This window comes from Pseudomonas sp. 2995-3, assembly GCF_002742565.1.
Lineage (GTDB): Bacteria > Pseudomonadota > Gammaproteobacteria > Pseudomonadales > Pseudomonadaceae > Aquipseudomonas > Aquipseudomonas edaphica.
In genome coordinates this window covers 101,629-122,811 of sequence record NZ_LJSB01000315.1, presented here as the reverse complement: position 1 = coordinate 122,811, position 21,183 = coordinate 101,629, and the positions used below count along the sequence as shown (strand labels likewise).

At 60.7% G+C, this 21,183-nt stretch carries 23 protein-coding genes; 8 read left to right on the top strand and 15 right to left on the bottom strand.

The window, feature by feature from the left end:
• Nucleotides 1-14 precede the first annotated feature (14 nt).
• Complete coding sequence (hemB, locus tag AOA62_RS27650) at nucleotides 15-1,028, bottom strand: porphobilinogen synthase (RefSeq protein ID WP_099550285.1); 1,014 nt, start codon at nucleotides 1,026-1,028, stop codon at nucleotides 15-17.
• A gap of 208 nt (nucleotides 1,029-1,236) precedes the next feature.
• Here hemB and AOA62_RS27645 point away from each other — a divergent pair, with 208 nt between their 5' ends.
• Nucleotides 1,237-1,872, top strand: a complete 636-nt coding sequence (locus tag AOA62_RS27645; protein ID WP_026013544.1) for a DedA family protein — start codon at nucleotides 1,237-1,239, stop codon at nucleotides 1,870-1,872.
• Here the strand turns inward: AOA62_RS27645 and AOA62_RS27640 are convergent.
• Nucleotides 1,853-3,088, bottom strand: a complete 1,236-nt coding sequence (locus tag AOA62_RS27640; RefSeq protein WP_099550284.1) for a sterol desaturase family protein — start codon at nucleotides 3,086-3,088, stop codon at nucleotides 1,853-1,855. The two genes, AOA62_RS27645 and AOA62_RS27640, sit on opposite strands and share 20 nt — an antisense overlap.
• A 116-nt stretch (nucleotides 3,089-3,204) precedes the next feature.
• On the opposite strand from AOA62_RS27640, the gene elbB reads away from it, so the two are divergent.
• Nucleotides 3,205-3,870, top strand: coding sequence for an isoprenoid biosynthesis glyoxalase ElbB (elbB, locus tag AOA62_RS27635; RefSeq protein ID WP_017135239.1), 666 nt, complete (start codon nucleotides 3,205-3,207; stop codon nucleotides 3,868-3,870).
• 187 nt (nucleotides 3,871-4,057) lie between these two features.
• On the opposite strand, the gene AOA62_RS27630 is transcribed toward elbB, so the two are convergent.
• Together AOA62_RS27630 and AOA62_RS27625 are read right to left on the bottom strand one after the other, a co-directional pair.
• Nucleotides 4,058-4,513 (bottom strand): YaiI/YqxD family protein, encoded by a 456-nt coding sequence (locus AOA62_RS27630; protein ID WP_017135238.1) that lies wholly within the window; start codon nucleotides 4,511-4,513, stop codon nucleotides 4,058-4,060.
• Nucleotides 4,514-4,515: 2 nt separating this feature from the next.
• Nucleotides 4,516-6,411, bottom strand: a complete 1,896-nt coding sequence (locus tag AOA62_RS27625; RefSeq protein WP_017135237.1) for an FTR1 family protein — start codon at nucleotides 6,409-6,411, stop codon at nucleotides 4,516-4,518.
• Between the two features lie 268 nt (nucleotides 6,412-6,679).
• On the opposite strand from AOA62_RS27625, the gene AOA62_RS27620 reads away from it, so the two are divergent.
• The 4 genes from AOA62_RS27620 to AOA62_RS27605 are packed head-to-tail and all read left to right on the top strand — an operon-like array spanning nucleotide 6,680 to nucleotide 9,823.
• On the top strand, nucleotides 6,680-8,074 hold the full coding sequence (locus tag AOA62_RS27620; RefSeq protein WP_099550283.1) for a COG3014 family protein: 1,395 nt from the start codon (nucleotides 6,680-6,682) through the stop codon (nucleotides 8,072-8,074).
• Between the two features lie 10 nt (nucleotides 8,075-8,084).
• A complete protein-coding gene (locus AOA62_RS27615; protein ID WP_017135235.1) occupies nucleotides 8,085-8,456 on the top strand; it encodes a YcfL family protein in 372 nt (123 codons plus the stop codon).
• A 35-nt stretch (nucleotides 8,457-8,491) separates the two neighbouring features.
• A complete protein-coding gene (gene lpoB, locus AOA62_RS27610) occupies nucleotides 8,492-9,079 on the top strand; it encodes a penicillin-binding protein activator LpoB (protein ID WP_017135234.1) in 588 nt (195 codons plus the stop codon).
• Between the two features lie 3 nt (nucleotides 9,080-9,082).
• Complete coding sequence (locus AOA62_RS27605; protein WP_099550282.1) at nucleotides 9,083-9,823, top strand: penicillin-binding protein activator LpoB; 741 nt, start codon at nucleotides 9,083-9,085, stop codon at nucleotides 9,821-9,823.
• Between the two features lie 153 nt (nucleotides 9,824-9,976).
• On the opposite strand, the gene AOA62_RS27600 is transcribed toward AOA62_RS27605, so the two are convergent.
• From AOA62_RS27600 to AOA62_RS27590, 3 genes are all read right to left on the bottom strand, one after another.
• On the bottom strand, nucleotides 9,977-10,609 hold the full coding sequence (locus tag AOA62_RS27600) for a LysE family transporter (protein WP_017135232.1): 633 nt from the start codon (nucleotides 10,607-10,609) through the stop codon (nucleotides 9,977-9,979).
• A gap of 88 nt (nucleotides 10,610-10,697) precedes the next feature.
• A complete protein-coding gene (locus AOA62_RS27595; protein ID WP_017135231.1) occupies nucleotides 10,698-11,270 on the bottom strand; it encodes a mechanosensitive ion channel family protein in 573 nt (190 codons plus the stop codon).
• Complete coding sequence (locus AOA62_RS27590; RefSeq protein ID WP_056860786.1) at nucleotides 11,270-13,180, bottom strand: ATP-binding cassette domain-containing protein; 1,911 nt, start codon at nucleotides 13,178-13,180, stop codon at nucleotides 11,270-11,272. The genes AOA62_RS27595 and AOA62_RS27590 overlap by 1 nt, the downstream gene beginning before the upstream one ends.
• A 50-nt stretch (nucleotides 13,181-13,230) precedes the next feature.
• Between AOA62_RS27590 and AOA62_RS27585 the strand changes: the two genes are divergently transcribed.
• Entirely contained in the window at nucleotides 13,231-13,692 is a 462-nt protein-coding gene (locus AOA62_RS27585) for a TIGR02444 family protein (RefSeq protein ID WP_099550281.1), read from the top strand.
• Here AOA62_RS27585 and AOA62_RS32295 read toward each other — a convergent pair.
• Nucleotides 13,689-14,675 (bottom strand): AlgP family protein, encoded by a 987-nt coding sequence (locus AOA62_RS32295; protein WP_099550280.1) that lies wholly within the window; start codon nucleotides 14,673-14,675, stop codon nucleotides 13,689-13,691. The two genes, AOA62_RS27585 and AOA62_RS32295, sit on opposite strands and share 4 nt — an antisense overlap.
• A 192-nt stretch (nucleotides 14,676-14,867) precedes the next feature.
• On the opposite strand from AOA62_RS32295, the gene AOA62_RS27575 reads away from it, so the two are divergent.
• A complete protein-coding gene (locus AOA62_RS27575; protein ID WP_017135008.1) occupies nucleotides 14,868-15,545 on the top strand; it encodes an FKBP-type peptidyl-prolyl cis-trans isomerase in 678 nt (225 codons plus the stop codon).
• 52 nt (nucleotides 15,546-15,597) lie between these two features.
• Here the strand turns inward: AOA62_RS27575 and AOA62_RS27570 are convergent, their stop codons facing one another.
• From AOA62_RS27570 to hemC, 7 genes are all read right to left on the bottom strand, one after another.
• Nucleotides 15,598-16,056, bottom strand: a complete 459-nt coding sequence (locus AOA62_RS27570) for an Rsd/AlgQ family anti-sigma factor (protein WP_017135007.1) — start codon at nucleotides 16,054-16,056, stop codon at nucleotides 15,598-15,600.
• Nucleotides 16,057-16,265: 209 nt separating this feature from the next.
• Complete coding sequence (locus AOA62_RS27565; protein ID WP_017135006.1) at nucleotides 16,266-16,787, bottom strand: disulfide bond formation protein B; 522 nt, start codon at nucleotides 16,785-16,787, stop codon at nucleotides 16,266-16,268.
• Nucleotides 16,788-16,815: 28 nt separating this feature from the next.
• Nucleotides 16,816-17,016, bottom strand: coding sequence for a hypothetical protein (locus AOA62_RS27560; RefSeq protein WP_032865418.1), 201 nt, complete (start codon nucleotides 17,014-17,016; stop codon nucleotides 16,816-16,818).
• A 2-nt stretch (nucleotides 17,017-17,018) separates the two neighbouring features.
• Nucleotides 17,019-18,260, bottom strand: a complete 1,242-nt coding sequence (locus AOA62_RS27555) for a heme biosynthesis protein HemY (protein WP_017135005.1) — start codon at nucleotides 18,258-18,260, stop codon at nucleotides 17,019-17,021.
• Between the two features lie 5 nt (nucleotides 18,261-18,265).
• On the bottom strand, nucleotides 18,266-19,381 hold the full coding sequence (locus AOA62_RS27550; RefSeq protein WP_099550279.1) for a uroporphyrinogen-III C-methyltransferase: 1,116 nt from the start codon (nucleotides 19,379-19,381) through the stop codon (nucleotides 18,266-18,268).
• Nucleotides 19,382-19,422: 41 nt separating this feature from the next.
• The gene (locus AOA62_RS27545) at nucleotides 19,423-20,172 is read right to left on the bottom strand and encodes a uroporphyrinogen-III synthase (protein ID WP_017135004.1); all 750 of its coding nucleotides are present in this window, start codon (nucleotides 20,170-20,172) and stop codon (nucleotides 19,423-19,425) included.
• Nucleotides 20,169-21,110 (bottom strand): hydroxymethylbilane synthase, encoded by a 942-nt coding sequence (gene hemC / locus AOA62_RS27540; protein ID WP_017135003.1) that lies wholly within the window; start codon nucleotides 21,108-21,110, stop codon nucleotides 20,169-20,171. The genes AOA62_RS27545 and hemC overlap by 4 nt, the downstream gene beginning before the upstream one ends.
• Nucleotides 21,111-21,183: the final 73 nt, after the last annotated feature.

Sequence of the window (21,183 nt, the reverse complement as noted above, 5' to 3'; positions counted from 1 at the left end):
TGTTCCTGTGAGGGCTATTGTTGCTCTCTAAGCAATTGGGCAGCGCGGGCGGCGAAGTAGGTCAGAATGCCATCAGCACCCGCACGTTTAAAGGCAGTCAGGGATTCGAGGATCACCCCTTCACTCAACCAACCATTCTGGATCGCGGCCATGTGCATGGCGTATTCACCGCTGACCTGATAGACAAAGGTCGGCACCTTGAATTCCTCTTTGACCCGATAAAGGATGTCCAGATACGGCATCCCGGGCTTGACCATCACCATGTCGGCGCCTTCGGCCAGGTCGGCCGCCACTTCGTGCAGCGCTTCATGGCTGTTGGCCGGGTCCATCTGGTACGAGGCCTTGTTGGCCTTGCCCAGGTTCAACGCCGAACCCACCGCATCGCGGAACGGGCCGTAATAGGCGCTGGCGTACTTGGCCGAGTAGGCCATGATGCGCACATTGACGTGGCCGGCCAGTTCCAGGGCTTCGCGGATCGCCTGGATGCGGCCGTCCATCATGTCCGACGGTGCCACCACCTGGGCGCCTGCTGCTGCATGGGACAAGGCCTGCTTGACCAGCGCATCAACGGTGATGTCGTTCTGAACATAGCCGTCTTCGTCGAGAATGCCATCCTGGCCGTGGGTGGTGAACGGGTCCAGCGCCACGTCGGTGATTACACCCAGTTCCGGGAAACGCTCACGCAAAGCCCGGGTGGCGCGCTGGGCGATGCCTTCCGGGTTCCAGGCTTCGGCGGCGTCGAGGGACTTGAGCTCGGCCGGTGTCACCGGGAACAGCGCCAATGCCGGAATCCCCAGTTCAACCCAACCGGCTGCCTCTTCAAGCAGCAAATCAATGGTCAAGCGCTCCACGCCCGGCATCGACGCCACAGCCTCCCGACGATTTTCGCCGTCCAGCACAAACACCGGCAGGATCAGATCATTCGGCGTCAGTACATTTTCACGTACAAGGCGGCGAGAAAAATCATCACGGCGATTGCGTCGCAGACGGGTGGCGGGGAACAGGCGATTGGCAGGGGTAAAGCTCACGACAGACTCCTGAGCCCGCGTTTACGGGCGAGCGTTGCAGTTATAAGCGGCCATTATGACGAAGGAATGACAGTTGTGCTTATCGATGCGACCTGTAGTCGCATTCGTCGTTTATGTAGGAATTGTTCACTTCGTGACACATCTCGATACTTTCATGAATGTTCACGAAGGCGTAGGCTGCGCGTTCATTTCGCCAGCACCCCAGACCATGCTTCAACAATTTCTGCATGACTTCGGCTACTTTGCGCTCTTCCTGGGCACCTTCTTTGAAGGCGAAACCATTTTGGTTCTCGCAGGCTTCCTGGCGTTCCGTGGCTACATGGATATCAACCTGGTGGTGGTCGTTGCCTTTTTTGGCAGCTATGCCGGCGACCAGCTGTGGTATTTCCTGGGGCGCAAACACGGGCGCAAGCTGCTGGCGCGCAAGCCGCGTTGGCAATTGATGGGTGACAAGGCCCTGGAACATATCCGCAAGCACCCGGATATCTGGGTGCTGAGCTTCCGCTTCGTTTATGGGTTGCGCACCGTGATGCCGGTGGCGATTGGCCTGTCGGGCTACCCGCCGGCCCGCTACTTGATCCTCAACGGCATCGGCGCCGCCATCTGGGCCGCGGCATTGGGCGCGGCGGCCTACCACTTCGGCGCGGTGCTGGAAGGCATGCTCGGCAGCGTCAAGAAATACGAGCTGTGGGTGCTGGGCGCGTTGCTATTGCTGGGCTTTGGCCTGTGGCTGCGCCGGCGCTTCAAGAACGCGCGTATCGCCCGCGAAGCCTGTGCTGAGGCCAAGGCCCGGCTGGCTGCCGAGCAGGCGCCGGAGCAACCGCCTAAGACGCCAGTCGAGTAAGCCGGCTTCTGCAACAGTAGAGGCCGATCGCACTGAGCAAGCTGTAACTCACCAGGCCCAGCCAGCCCAGGCTGCTGGCCGGCCACAAGCCGACCAGCGGCGCCAGCCACACCAACGGCACATTCAGTCCCAGGCGCACCAGCTCGGCTTTCAGCGCCCACGGCCGATTCTCCAGGGCCACGCCCAAGGTGAACAGCCCCAGCGCCATCGCACTCCAGCCCAGCACCAGCGCCGCCGTGGGCAGCCCCTCGCCGAAATTCATCAGGTAACTGCCAAACCCTACATACGCTGCAAATTGCAGGGCGATATAAACCTGCTGGCGCGCGTCCAGCGGCACCTCGAATTTGCGGAACTGGCTCAAATCGGGCTTGGCCATCGGGTACTTGGCTTTCACGTCCGCCGGGCGCCAGCCGGTGCGCATGAACCAGATACGCAGCTTGTCCCACCAGCTCTCAGTGCGCCGCGCATCACTCCACAACTGTGCATAAAACTGCAGGTTGGCCCATAGCGGGTTCCAACTGGCCAACGGCGTGGTCACGCCGAAGATCACCGGCTCGTTATCGTCTTCTTCCTGAAAGCTGCCGAACAGGCGGTCCCAAATAATGAACCCCCCGCCGTAGTTGCGATCCATGTAGAGAGCGTTTTGCGCATGGTGGGCACGATGATTGGACGGCGTGACGAAAAACCACTCGAACCAGCCGAGCTTGGGCACGTGACGGGTGTGTACCCAGAATTGATACAGGAGATTGAGCGAGGCCACGCTGATAAACACCACCAGCGGCACGCCCACGACGGCCAGGGGCAAGTAGAAGATCCAGCTCAGCAGGAAGCCGGTACTGGTCTGGCGCAACGCGGTGGTGAGGTTGTAGTCCTCGCTCTGGTGATGCACCGAGTGCGCAGCCCAGAGGATGTTGCGCTCATGGCCGCAGCGGTGCAGCCAGTAGTAACAGAAGTCGTAAAACACAAAGGCGAACACCCAGGTCCACACGCTTTGGGCAGGCAGCTCAATCAGCGCCAGGTGCTTGAGGGCAAACGCGTAGGTCAGCAGGCCCACACCTTTGGTCAACAACCCGGTGGTGGTGGACAGCACACCAGTGCTGAGGCTGTTGATAGCGTCCGCCACCCGATAATTGCGTTCACCGCGCCAGCGATCGGCCAGCAGCTCGACCACGATCAAGGCAATAAAAAACGGTACCGCGTAAGGCACGAAGTCCATGGGCTAGTCCGATGTATTTTTGTTACATCAAGATTAGGTGTAGCCGCAGGAGATCCCATTGGCAACAGGTGACAAATTAGTAGACATTTAACGCCACAAAAACAGGAGAGATGCCCATGAGCAAAAAGATTGCAGTGATCCTTTCCGGCTGCGGCGTGTACGACGGCGCAGAGATTCATGAAAGTGTGATCACGCTGCTGCGCCTGGATCAGCGCGGCGCTCAGGTCCAATGTTTTGCGCCAGACATTGCGCAGCTGCACGTGATCAACCACCTTACCGGTGAAGAGATGCCCGAGTCGCGCAATGTGCTGGTGGAGTCGGCGCGCATCGCTCGAGGTGAGGTGAAAGACATTCGTGAAGCCAACGCCGACGAGTTCGACGCACTGATCGTGCCTGGCGGGTTTGGCGCAGCGAAGAATCTCTCGAACTTTGCCGTGGAGGGCGCCGGTTGCAGCGTCAACCCGCAAGTGCTGGAGCTGGCCGAAGCCTTTGCCGAAGCCGGCAAGCCTGTGGGACTGATCTGCATCTCGCCAGCCCTGGCCGCAAAAATCTACGGCCCCGGCGTGACCTGCACCATCGGCAACTGCCCCGACACGGCGGCGGCCCTGGACAAGATGGGCGCCACTCATCAGGAGTGCGCTGTCGAGGATATCGTCGAGGACAAGGCCCGCAAGCTGGTGACCACGCCGGCCTACATGCTCGGCAAGCGCATCAGCGAGGTGGCGTCAGGCATCAACAAGTTGGTGGATCGCGTGCTGGAACTGACCCACGAGAATGATTAACCCGCGATAAATGGGGTGGCGAGCAGGCTTGCCCTGCGCTGGGTGGCGAAGCCGCCCCAATTCAGGCAGCGCGGTGTGTCAGGCTGTGCGAGGTTGTGGGGTCTGGGGCTGCTGCGCAGCCCAACGCAGGGCAAGCCTGCTCGCCACAACAAGCCCAACTGCTACAACAAACCCATTCACTGCAAGGTCAGGCCTGGCGCATTAATCGGGTGAGGATACGGTCCAGCGCATTGGCAAACGCCTGCTTGTCCTTTTCACCATGGGGCGGTGGGCCGCCGCCCATCTGGCCCTGCTCACGCAGGTCGGTGAACAGGTTGCGCACCGCCAGCCGTTCACTCATGTTCGCCGGGCTGAACTCCTTGCCGCGGGGGTCGAGGGCTGTGACGCCCTTCTTCACCAGGCGGTCGGCCAACGGCACGTCGCTGCAGATCACCAACTCACCGGGCACGGCGTGCTCCACCAGATAGTCATCCGCCGCGTCCGGGCCGCTGGGCACCACGATCAGCTTCACACAGGCAAAGCTCGGCTTGATCTGGCTCTGACCCGCCACCAGCACCACTTCGAACTGGCGCTTGAGCGCGAACTTCACCACTTGGTCCTTGGCTGCTCGCGGACAGGCGTCTGCATCGATCCACACCCGCATGCTTATGCCACCACTCGACGCTTCTCGGCCAGGCGACTGCGGCCGTACAGCACCACAATCGCCAGGATCGCCACAGCCTGCGCACTCAACGAGTACGCATCGGCGTGAATGCCCAGCCAGTCGAAATCAAAGAACGCCACCGGCCGTGTGCCGAAGATGCCCGCTTCCTGCAAGGCCTTGACGCCGTGCCCGGCGAACACCACCGACAGCGCGCACAGCAGCGCCGCGTTGATACCGAAGAACAACGCCAGCGGCAGTTTCGCCGAGCCGCGCAGGATCACCCACGCCAACCCTACCAGTAGCACCAGCGCCGTGGCGCCGCCCGCCAGTACCGCGTTGTGCCCGGCAGGGCCCGCTTGCAGCCACAGGGTTTCGTAGAACAGGATCACCTCGAACAGCTCGCGATAGACCGAGAAAAACGCCAGCATCGCAAAACCGAAACGCCCCCCTCCGCCGACCAGGCTGCTCTTGATGTAATCCTGCCAGGCCGCCGCGTGGCGTCGGTCATGCATCCATACGCCCAGCCACAACACCATCACACTGGCGAACAACGCCGTGCAGCCTTCGAGCAATTCGCGCTGGGCGCCGCTCACGTCGATCACATATGCCGCCAGTGCCCAGGTCGCCAAGCCAGCCAGCAGCGCCAAACCCCAGCCGACGTTGACACTGCGCACCGCCGATTGCTGGCCGGTGTTACGCAGGAACGCCAGGATCGCCGCCAGTACCAGGATCGCCTCAAGGCCTTCGCGCAGCAGAATCAGCAAACCAGAGATGTAGCTCAGCGACCAGCTCAGGCCATCACTGCCCAACAATCCGGCGGATTCGGTGAGTTTGCCTTTGGCCACGTCCAGGCGCTGTTGCACCTGCTCGACCGGCAGGCCGTCCTGCAACGACTGCCGGTAGGCCATCAAGGCTTTCTCGGTGTCTTTACGCACGTTGGCGTCGACGTTATCCAGGGAGCTTTCTACCAGCTCAAAGCCTTCCAGGTACGCTGCGACCGAAAGGTCATAGGCCTGTTCGTGATCGCCGTTGCGGAACGCGGCGAGGCTCTTGTCCAACGTGGTCGCGGTGTAGTCGAGCAACTGCGCCGGGCCACGCTTAACCTGTGGCGGCTGCGCACGCTGGGCGCGGAACGTCGCGGCAGCGGCTGGGCCACTGGCTGCCAGCACCTCGTTGGGGGTTTGGCGAGCGAGGTCGGCAAGGTTGAAAGGCTGTTCGCTTTTGGCGGCAGCCGGGTCGGCGGTGAAGCCTGCAATGTAGGTGGCCAGGTCCCAGCGCTGACGGTCATCCAGTTGGTCGGCGAAGGACGGCATGTCGGTGCCTTCAACACCCAGGCCCAACGTGTTGTAAATCGCGTAGAGACTCAGGCGGTCCAGACGTACCGCATCGCGCAGGTTCGCTGGCGGCGGCGTCATGCCCGTGGACGCCGGGCCATCACCCGCACCGGCAGTACCGTGGCACACCGAGCAGTGCTGGGCGTACAGCGGCGCACCCCGCGCAGGGTCTGGCGTGATAGCCGGTGCCTGGCTGACTTCATAGGCCACCGCCAACTTGGCGCCCAGCTGACGGGCTTGGCGGGCGACGGTCGCGCCGTCCTGGTGAGCGGATACAGCCGCTAACAATTCGTCGACGCCCTTGACCAACTCGGCGCGCTCCGGCCTTTGCGGCAGCTCGGCCACCAGCCCCTGCAACACCCCGAGAAACTCTACTTGTTCGCGATATTCGGATTCATCGATAACCTTGCCCGCCTCCACCGTCGGAGGGTAGTCAGCGCCAATGTAGTCCAACAAATGCAGGGCTTGTGGGGCGCCCTCGGCAGTCGCGGCCAGCAGGTTGAAGCTGCATGACATCAAGGCTGGCAGCAGCAACCAGGCGAGAAAACGGATGGGGGCAATCATGAATGAATCTCAAAGGGAAATACGAAGTAACACATTGTTGAATTTTAAAGCGTTTGACTCAAGGCGTTCGTGATTTGGCGCCTGTGAGCCCCGTGCAATCAAGAGACAAGCAATGGCATCTCAGCGCCACTTGCAGCGGCAAAAAGCCATTGTTTTGCCAGCAATGACGCCTATAATGCCGCGCCCTGTTATTGCAAAAGGGAATTTATTTCCTCGTTTTTATGAGGAATTTGCACATCAGCCGATCACTCTCAGGGAAGAAGTTTGCATGGCATTTCGCGCCTTAACCCCGCTCACACTGGCGGCGGTTACCTTGCTCTCCGGTTGTTCAATGTTTCGCAGCTACGACACCGAGCTGCAAGCCACCAACCAGCAGTTGGCCACCGGTAACGTCGACGGCGCCCTGACCCTGCTGGAAAAAAACAACACCGGCGAAGACAAGGACCTGCTCTACTTCTTTGAAAAGGGCGAGTTGTTGCGCGCCAAAGGCGACCTCACCGGCAGCCAGACCGCCTGGCGCAGCGCCGACCTGCAAGTGTTCAAGTGGGAAGAATCGGTCAAGTTCGACAGCGAAAAGTACCTCGCCCAGTTCGGCAGCTTCCTGGTCAACGACAAGGTGCGTCGCTACGAAGGTTATGACTACGAAAAAGTCATGCTGACCACCCAGATGGCCCTGAACCTGCTGGCCCTGAATGATTTCGACGGCGCCCGCACCGAGATCAAGAAGACCCACGAGCGCGAAGCCGTAATCGCCGACCTGCGAGACAAGGAATACTTAAAGCGCGAAAACGAAGCCGAGCGCCAGGGCGTCACTACCCAGATCAAAGACCTGCGCGGCTACCCGGTGGAAGCGCTGGACGCGCCGGAAGTGGTCGGCCTGAAGAACAGTTACCAGAGTGCGTTCAGCCATTACCTGGCAGGCTTTGTCTACGAAGCCCTGGGTGAAAAAGACCTGGCTGCACCGGGCTATCGCAAGGCTGCCGAGTTGCGCCCCAACACACCGCTGCTGGAACAGGCGTTGTTGGACCTGGACAAGTCCAAGGTCGGCGCCGACGAGACCGATGTACTCATCGTGGTGCAGAGTGGCCTGGCACCGGCGCGTGACTCGATCCGCCTGCCGCTGCCGATTCCGATTGACGGCCACTTGGTGATCACCCCGCTGTCGTTCCCGGTGATCAAGGCCGACACTTCCACCCAGGCCTTCGGCCAGATCGGCGTCGACGGAAAACAGCAGAACCTCACCGTGCTCAACAGCACCACCGCCATGTCCCGCCGCGCCCTGCGTGACGACATGCCGGGGATCATCCTGCGCACCACTGTGCGTGCGGTCAGCCGTGGCGTGACACAAAACAACCTGAACAAGACCAACCCCATGGCGGGGCTGGTGCTGGGCATCGCCTCGGCCGTGACCGAAGGCGCCGACACCCGCACCTGGCGCACCCTGCCGGACATGACCCAAGTGACACGCCTGCGCCTCAAGCACGGCGAGCACCAAGTCAGCTTGCCCAACGCACTGGGCGGCACGCGGGTGACGGTCAAGGCCGACCAGCGCTATCAGGTCATCACCCTGCGCGTGGTCGGCAACCAGGTGTTCGCCGGTGGCCTTGCAGCCCATGTGGTGCCGAGCACTTCCACCCAGGCTATCGCCCTCAAACAACCTTAAGGAGCACGCTATGCGTCATTTCATCCTCGGCGCCCTGGCGCTGGTCCTGCTCGCCGGCTGCGCCACTGCGCCGCCACCGGAACCCGGCAGCGCCGCCAGCAAAATCGTGGTGATGGGCAAGTTCAAGGGCATCGCCGTCGGCGCCATCCGCGTGGCCCGCGAAAATGGCTTCCTGACCGCCAAGGTGCAGTTGAGCAACATCACCAGCAGCAACCAGATGATGTATTACCGCTTCGCCTGGCTGGGTGCCGATGGTTTCCCGGTGGGTGATGAAGAAACCTGGAAAGTGCTGAACCTGTACGCCAACCAGGCAACGTTCCTGCCTGCGATCGCCAACCTGCCCCAGGCCGCTGACTTCCGTCTCGAAGTGAAAACCCCTTGAGCCGCTGCGCTAACCGTATTCAGAGAGATTTCCCCATGTTTGCACGCTTCTCGATTCTCGCCCTCGTTGCCCTTCTGGCCAGCGGTTGCTCCAACACCTCGCCGGTACTCGGCGGCAAGAACATCAGCTACGGCGACTCCAAGGCCGTGGAGCTGGTGACCAACGAGTTCGGCTCCACCGACCTGCAGATGATTGCCGAGAGCATGACCCGCTCCCTGGCCCAGTCCGGCATCCTGCAAGGCCGCCCGGTGGTACAGGTCTATGACGTGAAGAACAAGACCAGCGAGTACATCGATACCCGCGAGATCACCACGTCGATCAAGACCCAGCTGATGAAAACCGGCACCGCGCGTTTCGCCAGCGATAACACCGACATGCAAAGCCAGGTCGACCAGCTCAAGCTGCAAAACCAGAGCGGCCTGTACAAGAAATCCACAGTGAGCAAGACCGGCAACATGGTCGCCGCGAAGTACCGCCTGGAAGGTTCCATCAGCTCCATCGTCAAGCGCAGCTCGGACTACAAGGACGTGTTCTACAAGTTCAGCCTGCAACTGATCGACGTTGAAAGCGGCCTGGCCGAATGGATGGACGAGAAAGAAATCCGCAAGACCACGGAGCGCTAAGCAATGCGTGCATGGATCGGCATGATCAGCCTGCTGTGCGCCTTTGGCGCCTCGGCCGCCCCGAAGATCGCGGTCACCGACCTGGCCTATGAGGCGCGCGTCGAGGAGTACATCCACGCGGTGTCGGCCAGCAACAACTTCCAGGCCAGCGCGTACAACGCCAGCGGTGCCTCGGCCTACAGCGAGTACGAGAGCCGCACCAGCTATATCGAACAGACTGAATTGCGTAAATTCAGCGGCGATATCAAGGGCGAGATCCTCAAATCGCACCAGTTTCAGCTGGTGCAGGGCACGCCCTACACCGCCGACGCCAAGGGTGACGTCTATGATGTGATCAAACGCATCAAGGCCGGTAACTTCAAGGGCGCGGACTATGTGCTGTTCGGTACGCTGTCAGACATCGACTTCACCCAGGACATCAACGCCCTGGACCACACCAACAGCTACTCAGCAGTGCTGGGCCTGACGTTGGTGGCCGATTTCAGCCTGATCAATACCCGCACCTTCGAGATCACCTCGGCATTTACCGCCATGGGTGAAGGCCAGGACACCAAGCTGGTGAACAACCGTGACGTGCGTGTGAGCCTGAACCGGCCGCGTGTGGTGCGGGAAGTGTCGAAAGCCTTGGGTGAGGATGTGGCGCGCCAACTGGCGGAACAGCTGGGAGGTGGCTACGCAGACCCGGGCAAGCCTGCATTGCGCAATAACCTGCCAAGGGACGAAGCGCCGAAGATTCTGCGCTGAGCACGCGTTTCAAAGCCAACACATAACTAATGTGGGAGCTGGCTTGCCTGCGATGCAGACACTGCGGTGCGTCAGTTACACCTCGGTGATGCTATCGCAGCGGTGCGACGACTCGACAAGCCAGCTCCCACATTTTTAGCCGGTTTTCGTCAATCAAGCCGTTGCGCGATGCAAGCTGGCGAGAAACCCCGCAGCTCCCACAAACAAGCCTGCAAACGTGCGGTTCATGCGTTTTTGCTGCTTGGGTGTGCGCAGCAGCCGCAAGACTTTCGACGCAAGCCCCGTGTAACCCGCCATTACGATCATATCGACGCTGATCATGGTTGCGCCCAGGATCAGGTACTGGACCAGCAGCGGCGCCTGCGGGTTCACGAACTGCGGCAGAACCGCCAGCATGAACACCAGGGCCTTGGGGTTGCTGGCGTTGACCAGGAAACCACGGAACATCATCGCCATTGGCTTGCCGATCGGGCGTATCGTCGCATCCTCGCTCATGTCCATCGGCAAGGCGCGCCACTGTTTGATGGCCAGGTACACCAGGTACGCCACACCAAACCATTTGATCGCATAAAACGCGGTCGAAGAGGCCGCAAGAATGGCACCCAGGCCGCCCGCCACCACGGCGATCTGCATCGCCAGGCCCAGTTGCAGGCCAATGGCGTTCCAGTAGCCGCGCAGGAAACCGTATTGCAGGCCGCTGGACATCGAAGCGATGGCACCAGCGCCGGGGGAAAGAGAGATGATCCAACTGGCCAGGAAAAAGGCAAGCCATGTGTCGAGTGCCATTACACACCTCGGAGAAGAATTAGCGGTTGTGCCTAAAGCTAACTCCGCCGAGTGAAGGCTGGCTACAGATTTTTACCCGCATTGAGTGTCAACGGTCACCCGGAAACGTATGGGTACCTGGCCAACGTCGCACCGAGCGCTGGAAGAACAGACTATTTGGCACCTGTACCATCGCACTGTCAGTGCCAGCCTCCTCCACTTCGATCAATGTGGTGTAGAGCAAGTTAATCGCCACCACCCGGCCTTTTACACCCGGCTTGTCGACGGTATCCACCAGCTCGACGATATCACCGAGGCGAAACGGCCCGACAGTGAAGATTAAAATCGCACACAGCAGGTTGGACAGTACCGACCACATGGCAAAAAACGCCACGGCCGCGACTGCGACAAACCCCGACAACGCCGTCCACAACACGGTGGCGGAAACGCCCAGGCGCTCCAGCACAAAAATCAGCGCACTGCCCATGATCAGCCAGCGCAGTCCACCACGCAGTGGCATCAGCAACTGCGGTGGCAACGGGTAGCGTTCACCCAGTCGATTCAAGCCCTTGGCCACGAAGCGCTGGGCGAAATAACCCGCCAGCAGGATCAGCAGTATCTGCACGCCGACCCAGATCGGCGCGATCCATTGTGCCGGCAGCGGCAACTGCAACGCTTCCATCAGGACAGCGCCTCCAGCTCCGCTTGCAAGGTTTCGAGCACTTCGAGGGCTTCCATCCAGGTTTCCTCCAACTGCCCTTCGCGCACCTTGAGCTTGGCCTGTTCGGCCAGCAGGTCGCGCAGCTCGTCCTTGCGCGCCGCCTCGTAGACGGCGCTGTCGCCCAGACTGGTTTCGATTTTGGCCAGGCGCTCATGCACCTTGCCCAGTTCGGCTTCCAGCTTGTCAGCTTCGCGCTTGTGCGGCGCCAACTGCTGGCGCAGGGCAGCGGCGGCCTGGCGCTGGGCCTTCTTGTCGGTCTTGTCAGGGTTCACCGGCGTATTACTCACCGGCGCGTTGCGCAGGCGGTAATCGGTCAGCCAGCGCGCATAGTCGTCCAGGTCGCCGTCGAACTCTTCGACCTTGCCGTCAGCCACCAGCAGGAAGTTGTCGGTAGTGCTCTTGAGCAAGTGGCGATCGTGAGACACCACCAGCACCGCGCCACTGAACTCCTGCAGGGCCATGGTCAGCGCCAGGCGCATTTCCAGGTCCAGGTGGTTGGTCGGTTCGTCGAGCAGCAGCAGGTTCGGCCTGTCCCAGGCAATCAACGCCAGGGCCAGACGGGCCTTCTCGCCGCCGGAGAAATTCAGCACCGGCTCATCAATGCGTGCGCCACGGAAGTCGAAGCCGCCGAGGAAGTCGCGCAACGTTTGCTCGCGCTCGGTCGGCGCCAGACGCTGCAAGTGCAGCAACGGGCTCGCCTTGGAATCCAGGGAATCCAACTGATGCTGGGCGAAGTAGCCCACCACCGTGTTCTCGCCACGGGTCAGGCGGCCGGCCAAAGGCTCAAGCTCGCCGGACAGGTTCTTGATCAGCGTCGATTTGCCCGCACCGTTAGGGCCAAGCAAACCGATGCGCGCACCCGGCGTGAGCTGCAGCTTGACCTTCTCCAGGATGGTTTTATCGCCATAACCCAGGCGTGCATCCGAAAGATCCAGCAAGGGGCTGGAGATTTTCACCGACTCACGGAATACAAAGTCGAACGGCGAATCGACATGGGCCGCCGACAGCTCTTCCATGCGCTCCAGCGCCTTGATCCGGCTCTGGGCCTGGCGGGCCTTGGTGGCCTGGGCCTTGAACCGGGCGATGTAGCTTTCCATGTGCGCACGTTGCGCCTGCTGCTTTTCGAAGGCCTGTTGCTGCTGGGCCAGACGCTCGGCGCGCGCGCGTTCGAACGCGGTGTAGCCGCCTCGGTACAGCGTGATTTTCTTCTGTTCGACGTGGGCAATGTTATCGACCACGGCGTCGAGGAAGTCCCGGTCGTGGGAAATCAGCAACAAGGTGCCCTGATAGTTCTTGAGGAAGTCTTCCAGCCACAGGATCGCATCGAGGTCCAAGTGGTTGGTCGGTTCGTCGAGCAGCAACAAGTCCGAGGGGCACATCAGCGCCTGGGCCAGGTTCAGGCGCATGCGCCAGCCACCCGAGAAGTCGGCGACCGGGCGATCCATCTGTTCGTTGGTAAACCCAAGACCGGCCAGCATCTTGCGGGCACGGGCATCGGCGGTGTAACCGTCGGCACTGTCCAGCTCCGAGTGCAGGCGGGCCTGAGCGGCGCCGTCCTGGGCTTTCTCGGCCTCGGCCAGGTCGTGTTGCACCTGGCGCAGGCGCAGGTCGCCATCGAGCACGTAGTCGATCGCAATGCGGTCGAGGGTGTCGATCTCCTGGCGCATATGGGCGATGCGCCAGTCGGCCGGCAGCAAGCAGTCCCCGGAATCCGGGGTCAGCTCACCCAGCAACAGGGCGAACAACGTGGATTTGCCGGCGCCGTTGGCACCGATCAGGCCGGCTTTGTGACCGGCGTGCAGGGTCAGCTCGGCGTCTTCAAGAAGACGTTGCGGGCCACGCTGTAATGTTAGGCTTTGAAGTCGGATCATAATGGCGGCGGAGTCTACCAGCTTCGTTGGCCGCTGGCTTGGGTGTGAATATGTGCGCTGACCTGTGGAGCTTTGCCCTATCGATTTACGCCCGCCCAGGGTGCGAAGCCGCCTGCCTGCGCTTGCAGGAACACGGCGCGGATGTGTGCCTGTTGCTGTGTGGCGCCTGGCTGGAGCAGCGTGGCGTTGCACTTGAGCCTGCGCGTATTCAGGCACTGCAGCAGCTAGCACGCCCTTGGCAAAAAACGGTGGTCAAACCGTTACGACAGATGCGCATGCAATGGCGATCCCTGGCGCAACAGGATATGCCTCTGGCGGCATTACGCGAGCGAGTCAAAGCTCTGGAGCTGGAGGCCGAACGGGAATTGTTAGCGCGCCTGGAAGCGTTGGCGCAGGCATGGCCGACTGGGGAAGTGAGTCAACCGAAATGGCTGGAAGGCTTGGCGACCGAAGCCGCCAACCTTGACCACGACGCGCTGCAGCAGCTGCGCGTCGTGGCCACCCGCACTTAGGAAGCGCTGGTTGGGGTGGTGCTTGGCGCTACCGGTGCAGGGGTGCTGCTGGCCGATGCGGTTGGAGCGCTGGACGCTGCCGGGGTAGCAGGCGCGGCTGCCGGAGTTGCTGGCTTGGCCGGAGCAGGCTTGGCAACGGCTGGCTTTGCAGCTGGCTTAGCGGCAGCAGGTTTGGCAGCTGGCTTAGCGGCTGGTTTTACAGCAGCGGGTTTAGCCACTGGCTTGGCGGCTGGTTTCGCAGCAGCAGTTTTAGCTGCTGGCTTGGCCGCTGGCTTTGCAGCAGCGGTTTTAGCTGCTGGCTTGGCCGCTGGCTTTGCAGCAGCGGTTTTAGCTGCTGGCTTGGCAGCTGGTTTTGCAGCAGCGGTTTTAGCTGCTGGCTTGGCCGCTGGCTTTGCAGCAGCGGTTTTAGCAGCTGGCTTGGCCGCTGGTTTTGCAGCAGCGGTTTTAGCAACTGGCTTGGCCGCTGGTTTTGCAGCAGCGGTTTTAGCAGCTGGCTTGGCCGCTGGTTTTGCAGCAGCAGTTTTTGCAGCTGGCTTGGCCGCAGCCTTGGCTGGAGCTTTCGACGCGGCAGCTTTTGCCGGTGTGCGGGCGCCCAATACTTTAGCCACAGCTTCTTTCACTCGACCAACGCCCTGGGCCAGTTTCAGGCTTTCCTGAGCATCTTTTTTGAGTTGGGAAATGTAAGTGCGGGTTTCAGCTTGGCGATCCTTGAGAGCGTCCAGCAGGTCCTCAAGTTCTTTGACCGCGTCTTTGGCTTTGGCTTGTGCCTTGGCTTTGCCGGCAGTCGCGGCGTCTTGCAGTTTGGTGCGGGATTTGTGCAGCTTTTCTTGCGCTTTACCGCGTTGTTTTTCCAGTTTGGCGAGCAGTTTTTCTGCATCGGCCAACGCTTGGGAACATGCGCTTTCCAGATGTTCGAGCAAGCTGCCCGAAAGTTGTTGGAGTAAATGCAACGGGGTATTAACAGGCTTCTGTTTGGCCGACATGGTTTACCTCCTGGCTGACGTGGGTGCGGCTCATACTAGCCCTCTGCTCTTACCGCCGCTAGGGCATGTTGACAGTATCGTTTGCCTTGCGTTGCACCGTGAGTAAATTCTTATCGATATAACAAAAAACTGCGGCACTTTTTGCCCACTCACACTGGCATAATCCGTCGCACTTTCGGCGGGAGAAACAGCATGTCGCGTTATCTTTTTTTAGTGCTTGGCTTGGCGATTGGCGTGGCCAATGCAGGCGAGCAATCGCCGTCCAAAACCACCGCCCCAGACCCACACGACCTTGCCTACAGTTTGGGCGCAAGCCTCGGCGAGCGCTTGCGCCAGCAGGTTCCCGACCTGCAGATCCAAGCCCTGCTCGATGGCCTCAAGCAAGCCTATCAGGGCAAGCCATTGGCGCTGGACGATGCACGCATCGAACAGATCCTTGCGCAACACGAAGCACAAAACGCTGCCGACGCCGAGGTTCCACAAAGCGAAAAAGCCCTCGCTGCCGAACAGCAGTTTTTAGCCAAGGAAAAATCCGTCAGCGGCGTGCGTGAACTGGCAGATGGCATCCTGCTAACCGAGCTGGCACCCGGCAACGGCAGCAAACCGCTGGCCAGTGATGAGGTGCACGTAAATTACGTAGGACGGCTGCCCGATGGGACAGTCTTCGACAAGAGCACTCAGCCCCAATGGTTTCGCCTGGACAGTGTGATCAGTGGTTGGAGCAGCGCGCTGCAGCAGATGCCGGTAGGCGCGAAATGGCGCTTGGTAATTCCCTCCGCCCAGGCCTATGGTGCCGACGGTGCGGGTGAGTTGATCCCGCCGTATACGCCACTGGTGTTCGAGATCGAATTGCTCGGCACTCGCCACTGACCCAATAAAAAACGGTGCGCCATGGCACCGTTTTTTTATCTCACTCTGAGGGTCAAGCCTGGGCGGCCGACTCTTCTTTGTGAGCGTTGTGCAGCACTTCGATCAGGCAGTCTTCCAACTCGAAGCGCTCATGCAGCAACCCACCCAGCTCTTTGAATTTCTCAATGACACACTTGCCGGCATCACACAGGTCGTTAAAGGCAACGAGCTTCTCAGTGATAGCCTCCAAGCGCGGATAGATAGTATCAGCCAGCTCCAACCCTCGATCATCGCCAAAGGCTTTAGCCTCCTTGGTCAGTTGATCGTAGACACCAAAGTGGCCCGTAGATACGTAATCCATCAGCACGCCGCAGAACTCTTGCAACGGTTTGCGATTCTCAGCCAGTGCCTCGGGCTTGGCGCCAAGAGCATCAAAGGCTCGAACCAGTTCGTGACGTGCCTTCAACCAGCTGTCGATCAGCTTGTGCACTCCACCCCAGCGTTCCTGAGCATTCTGACAACTTTCCAGCATGGTGATCTCTCTTCCCTATAGGGGCGCTGCCGCCTGTGCCCGCGCAACACCTCAAACATTGAGGCGGGAGCCGGACAAGGCCGCATGTCACAAACGGTTTCTATAACGCGTGCGGGCCAGATTATGCCCGCATGACTATGGCTTCAAGGTACGCAGGAGAGAAAGTTCATACAAGTGTTTAATCCCGTCCTACACATTACGGCGAATTTTCAATACCTCGCAGGGTGCAAGCGACGGCCCGGCAACAATCGTGAAAACTGCATGATGCCGAGCACCAGCATCGCCAAAAAGAACAACAGGCTCCATTCGGGCAGGCTCAGGTCAAACAGTGTCCAGTTGAGCTCTACGCAGTCCACGGTGCCTTTTACAGTCAGTTGCAGTGCTTGCCATAACGACAGGTTTTCAATCATGTAGTGAAGACTGGGCCAGCAATCACTGGCCTGCTCCGGCGCGGCATTTTGTAGCAGCACCTGGCGTACCGCAGTGATGGCCCCGAGCATTGCGCAGCCCATGCTGGCCAACCCGTATAGGTAGACCCCTGAACGTTTTGGGTTATGAATCGCCGCAGCCAGGTTAATCAGAGTGAATGCGGCCAAAAAGATGCGCTGCACCTGACACAGGAAGCAAGGACGCAAGAGCGCGCCGAACTCAAGATAAAAAGACGCACCCAACGTCAGCGCACCAGCCAAGAACGCCAGGAGAAACAGAGAGCGTGAAGGGGCCAAAGACATTGTCATCCGTACCGCAGGAGATAGACCCTTACGGTAGAGTAAAGGCCTGACTCCTTTCAATACGCGCCAGAGCAGACAATTCCGCAACAGCCTGGGGATATGCCGTCAGAACCTGGATGACTTCAAGCAGTTGGCGGTAGGAATTTGCTACGTAGAGCTTTAGCGCCCGGGTTTTACGCGATAAAGAAAGGTTGGCCCTCAGAAAGGTCCGGCCAACCTTGACCTTCATTCCTACACTCGCGCAGGCACCGGCAGCGGTGATGCCAGCAAGCGGCTGTCCAGAAGCCCCAGACCTTCCTGGAACAACTGGTTGCTGCGCTCGGTGTCGCCCAGTTGGGCCAGCAAGCGCGCCAGCTCAGCACAGGCTTCGGGATTACGCTGCACTTGCAGGCTGCTTTCCAGATAGTCGCGTGCTTTGCCCCACAGACTGTTTTGCAGACACAGGCGACCCAGTGTCAACAACAGGCTGGCATCCCCCGGATGGTCTTTGAGCCAGCCTTCGGCAAATTTCAGCTGACGGCCCGGGTCACTGCCACGCAACAAACCGTAAAGCCGGATCAGATGGCTGTCATAGCCGCGCTTGATTGCGCCACGCAGCACTTCTTCGGCCTTGGCGTCAGCACCCAGCCGACGCAGTTGCTCAGCGTAAGCCAACACCAGTTGCGGTTCCTGGCGCTGGGCGGAGGTCAGTTGCTCCCACGCTCTCTCCAAAGACTGCAACCCGGCTTCGCCCTGCTGTTCACGCTCGACCGCCAGCCCAAGGTTTTCACCCCAGGCACGGCGCTCAAGCTCAGCCAGCTCGGGAGCGGGAAGTACCTTGTCCTTTCGCAGTTCGGGTAACAAGCGAATCACCGACGGCCAATCGCCCCGCTGCTGATGCAGACGCTGCAATTGGCGCAAGACCTGCGCGTTATGTGGGTGACGCTCGTACATCGCTTGCAACGTCACCAGCGCACCTTCAGTGTCGCCACGGTCCATCTGCAGTTGCGCATGGCTCAGGGCCACAGCCAGTTCCGCCTGTGGCTGGCGTTCCAAGGCACGCTCCAGCAAACCGTCGGACTCCGCATACCGGCCCAGTTCGTTGGCAGCACGTGCGGCGCCGAGGTAGTACAACAACGGCTGACGCTCGGCTTCAGCAGCGCGATGCAGGTGACGTTCGGCGCTGGCCCAGCGGCCCTCGGCGAGGTCCATCTGGCCTTGCTCGATGGCTATCTGCACACGACGGCTGCGGTTACGCCGCGACCATGGGTTGACTACGCCACCGGAGGTGGTGAGCAAGCTGAGCAGCACACGCAGCAGGTAGATCACCAGAAAGACGGCAAACACCGCCACCAGCGTGGCCCACAGGCTCGATTCGTAATGCAGCAGATGGGGATAGGTAATCAGCACGTAGCCGGTGTGTTTCGAAATACCCACGCCCAGTGCCAGAGCGATCGCAACCGCCAACACCAGGATCACATAAAAACGCTTCATCGGCTCTACTCCTGGGTCGCCGGCGTGCCCGCCGACGCCTTGGCTTCATCGGCAGACAGATGACGGCGCTCAAGATAGGCCTGCACTGCGGCCAGGCTGCTGGCCAGGTCCGGCGTCACCACCGAAACCGCCTTGGGCTCGAGCTCGGCAATGCGCGCCAGCATCGCCTTGCTCTGCGGGTTGTCCTGATTGAAGTTGTCCTGCAGCACGCTGCGCGCTTCACCCAGCGAGCGGCTGTACACCGCCGTTTCGCCGTTAAGTGCGGCCCACTGGGCTTGCTCCAGCGCCAGGCTCAGCGCCAGGCGCACCTGATTCAGGCCTTGGCCGGCGAGCAACGGGCGAATGTTGTCATCGGGGTTGAAGTCGATTCGGAAGTAACGAGAGATCTGCTCCCACCACTGGCTCAGGCGATTTTCCGTATCGGTGGTCGAGCGCCCTTCGGATGCAGGTTCAGTGAGCTGATACTCCGGTGCGATAGCCGCAAGCGCTACGACCTGATCGCGCAGTGCCGCCAGTTGCAGGTACAAACCGGTGCGGTCGGGTTGCTCGGTACTGCGTAGCGCGGCAAGGCTCTTGGCCAACTGCTCGCGGGCGGCGTAGGCGCCTGGGTCACTCTGTTCGCGCAGAATTTCGTCAGCACCCTGGACCAGTGACTGGGCGCTGTTGATGTCCTGCAAGGCAGAGAGGCGCAAGCTGGCCAGGCGGATCAGGTGTTCGGCTTCAGCCAGGCGCCAGTCCTGGCGACTGGCGCCCAGCACGGTTTCAAGGCGTTGGCTCAGACGCTGCTGGTCACCCTGCAATTGGGCGACCAGGCGGCGGCGCTCCTCAAGCTCGTCCGCCCCAGGCAACTGCGCCAGGCGCGCCGCCAGCTGTTGCTGGCTTTGCTTGAGGGATTGGGATTGATCATCAAGGGTCTGTACCTGGCCCAACTGCTGCTGGTTGCTGGCTTGCAGGGCACGGACCTGCCAGATCCCCCAGCCACCGGCGGCGACGCCTGCGGCACCGAGCAACAGGGCCACAACCGCCAGGCCATTGCCACGGCGTGGCGCGGCGACCTGCGACTCAACCGGCGCATCAAGTGCGGGTTGGGTGTCATCTTTAGGCAAGGTTGTTTCGCTCACGTATCCGTCCTTTGCGTATCAGAGAGTGGGCGCCGCATGCCTTATGAGGCAGCGCTGCGCAACGCCACTAACAAAGCCGCGGCACTCGCGCCGCGACAATCCACAACTTTTTCTGCACCAGCGGCCCGCGCCATTTCAGACACGCGAGGGCTGGGCACGAACAACGGCAGCTGAGCCACCTTCGGCCAATCGGGGCCGGCCAGGGCTTGCAGGTGTAAAAAACCCTGCCCACTGCTGACCACCAGGCCGTTCAAGCGTTCCAACTGGATGCGTTGCATCAGCGCCCCGGCGGGGTAAGCCGGGAGGAAACGACGATACAACTCCAGATAATCGACACTAGCACCTTGCTCACGCAAACGCTCAGCCAGCAACTCCCGGCCGCCCTCGCCACGCAGGATCAACACCCGGGCACCGGGCTGCGCGGCAGCTTCGCGCAAGGCCGGCAATTGAAGCAAGGCCTCGCTGTCGTCGCCGGTTTGCGGATAGTGAACGTTGAGACCGTGATCGGCCAGTACCTGCGCAGTGGCAGCGCCCACACTGAACCACGGCAACGATGGCCAGGGCTGCTGCAATTGCTGCACAGCCAGGCGTGCAGCCGGTTTGCTCACCACAATCACCGCGCTATAGCGGCCCAGGTCAGCAAAAACAGCCCGTTGCTCGGGCGTGGCGGGCAAAGCTTCGGTATCCAGCAACGGCAGGCTGCTGCTGAAAATACCAGTTTGGGCCAACAACGCAGCCACGGCCGCCGACTCTTCAGCGGGCCGCGTCAGCAGCACGCGCCAATCGGTCACTGCGGGCCGGCCTCGCCGTAGACTTTTTGCAGAATGGCGCCGGCGCCCTTGCCCAGCAACTCTTCTGCGACCTGGATACCCAAGGCGGTCGCGTCACGTTGTGGCCCACGCACCTGGGCGGTGAGCAACGTGCCGCCGTCCGGATCACCGACCAAGCCACGCAGCCAGAGGTTTTCACCTTCAAGCACCGCGTAGCAGGCAATCGGCACTTGGCAGCCACCGTTGAGGTGCTTGTTGAGGGCACGTTCAGCAGTGACACGCACTTCGGTGTCGTGGTGGTCGAGGGGTTTGAGCAAGGCATGGATTTCGCTGTCGGCGGTGCGGCATTCAATGCCGACTGCGCCCTGCCCGCCGGCTGGCAAGCTGTCTTCGACGCTGATGGCCGAGGTGATGCGGTCTTCGAAGCCCAGGCGGATCAAGCCGGCAGCCGCAAGGATGATCGCGTCATATTCGCCGGCGTCCAACTTGGCCAATCGGGTGTTGACGTTGCCGCGCAAAAAACGAATCTGCAGGTCCGGGCGACGGGTCAGCAATTGCGCCTGACGACGCAGGCTGGAGGTGCCGACGACGCTGCCCAACGGCAGGTCATCCAGGGACACGTAGGTATTGGAGACGAAGGCATCACGCGGGTCTTCACGCTCGCAGATGCAAAAAAGACCCAGGCCTTCGGGGAAGTCCATGGGCACGTCTTTCATCGAATGCACGGCGATGTCGGCTTGGTTTTCGAGCAGCGCGGTTTCCAGTTCCTTGACGAACAAGCCCTTGCCGCCGATCTTCGACAGGGGTGAGTCAAGCAGCTTGTCGCCGCGACTCACCATGGGCACCAGGGATACTTTGAGGCCTGGATGAGCCTGTTCAAGGCGTGCTTTGACGTATTCGGCCTGCCACAAGGCCAGGGCGCTTTTACGAGTGGCGATGCGGATTTCGCGAGAGGACATGGATCAATCCGTACTGAATAGATACGGCAGATAATAACAGCTCAGGCAAACACGCTTTGATTTGAATCAGCAA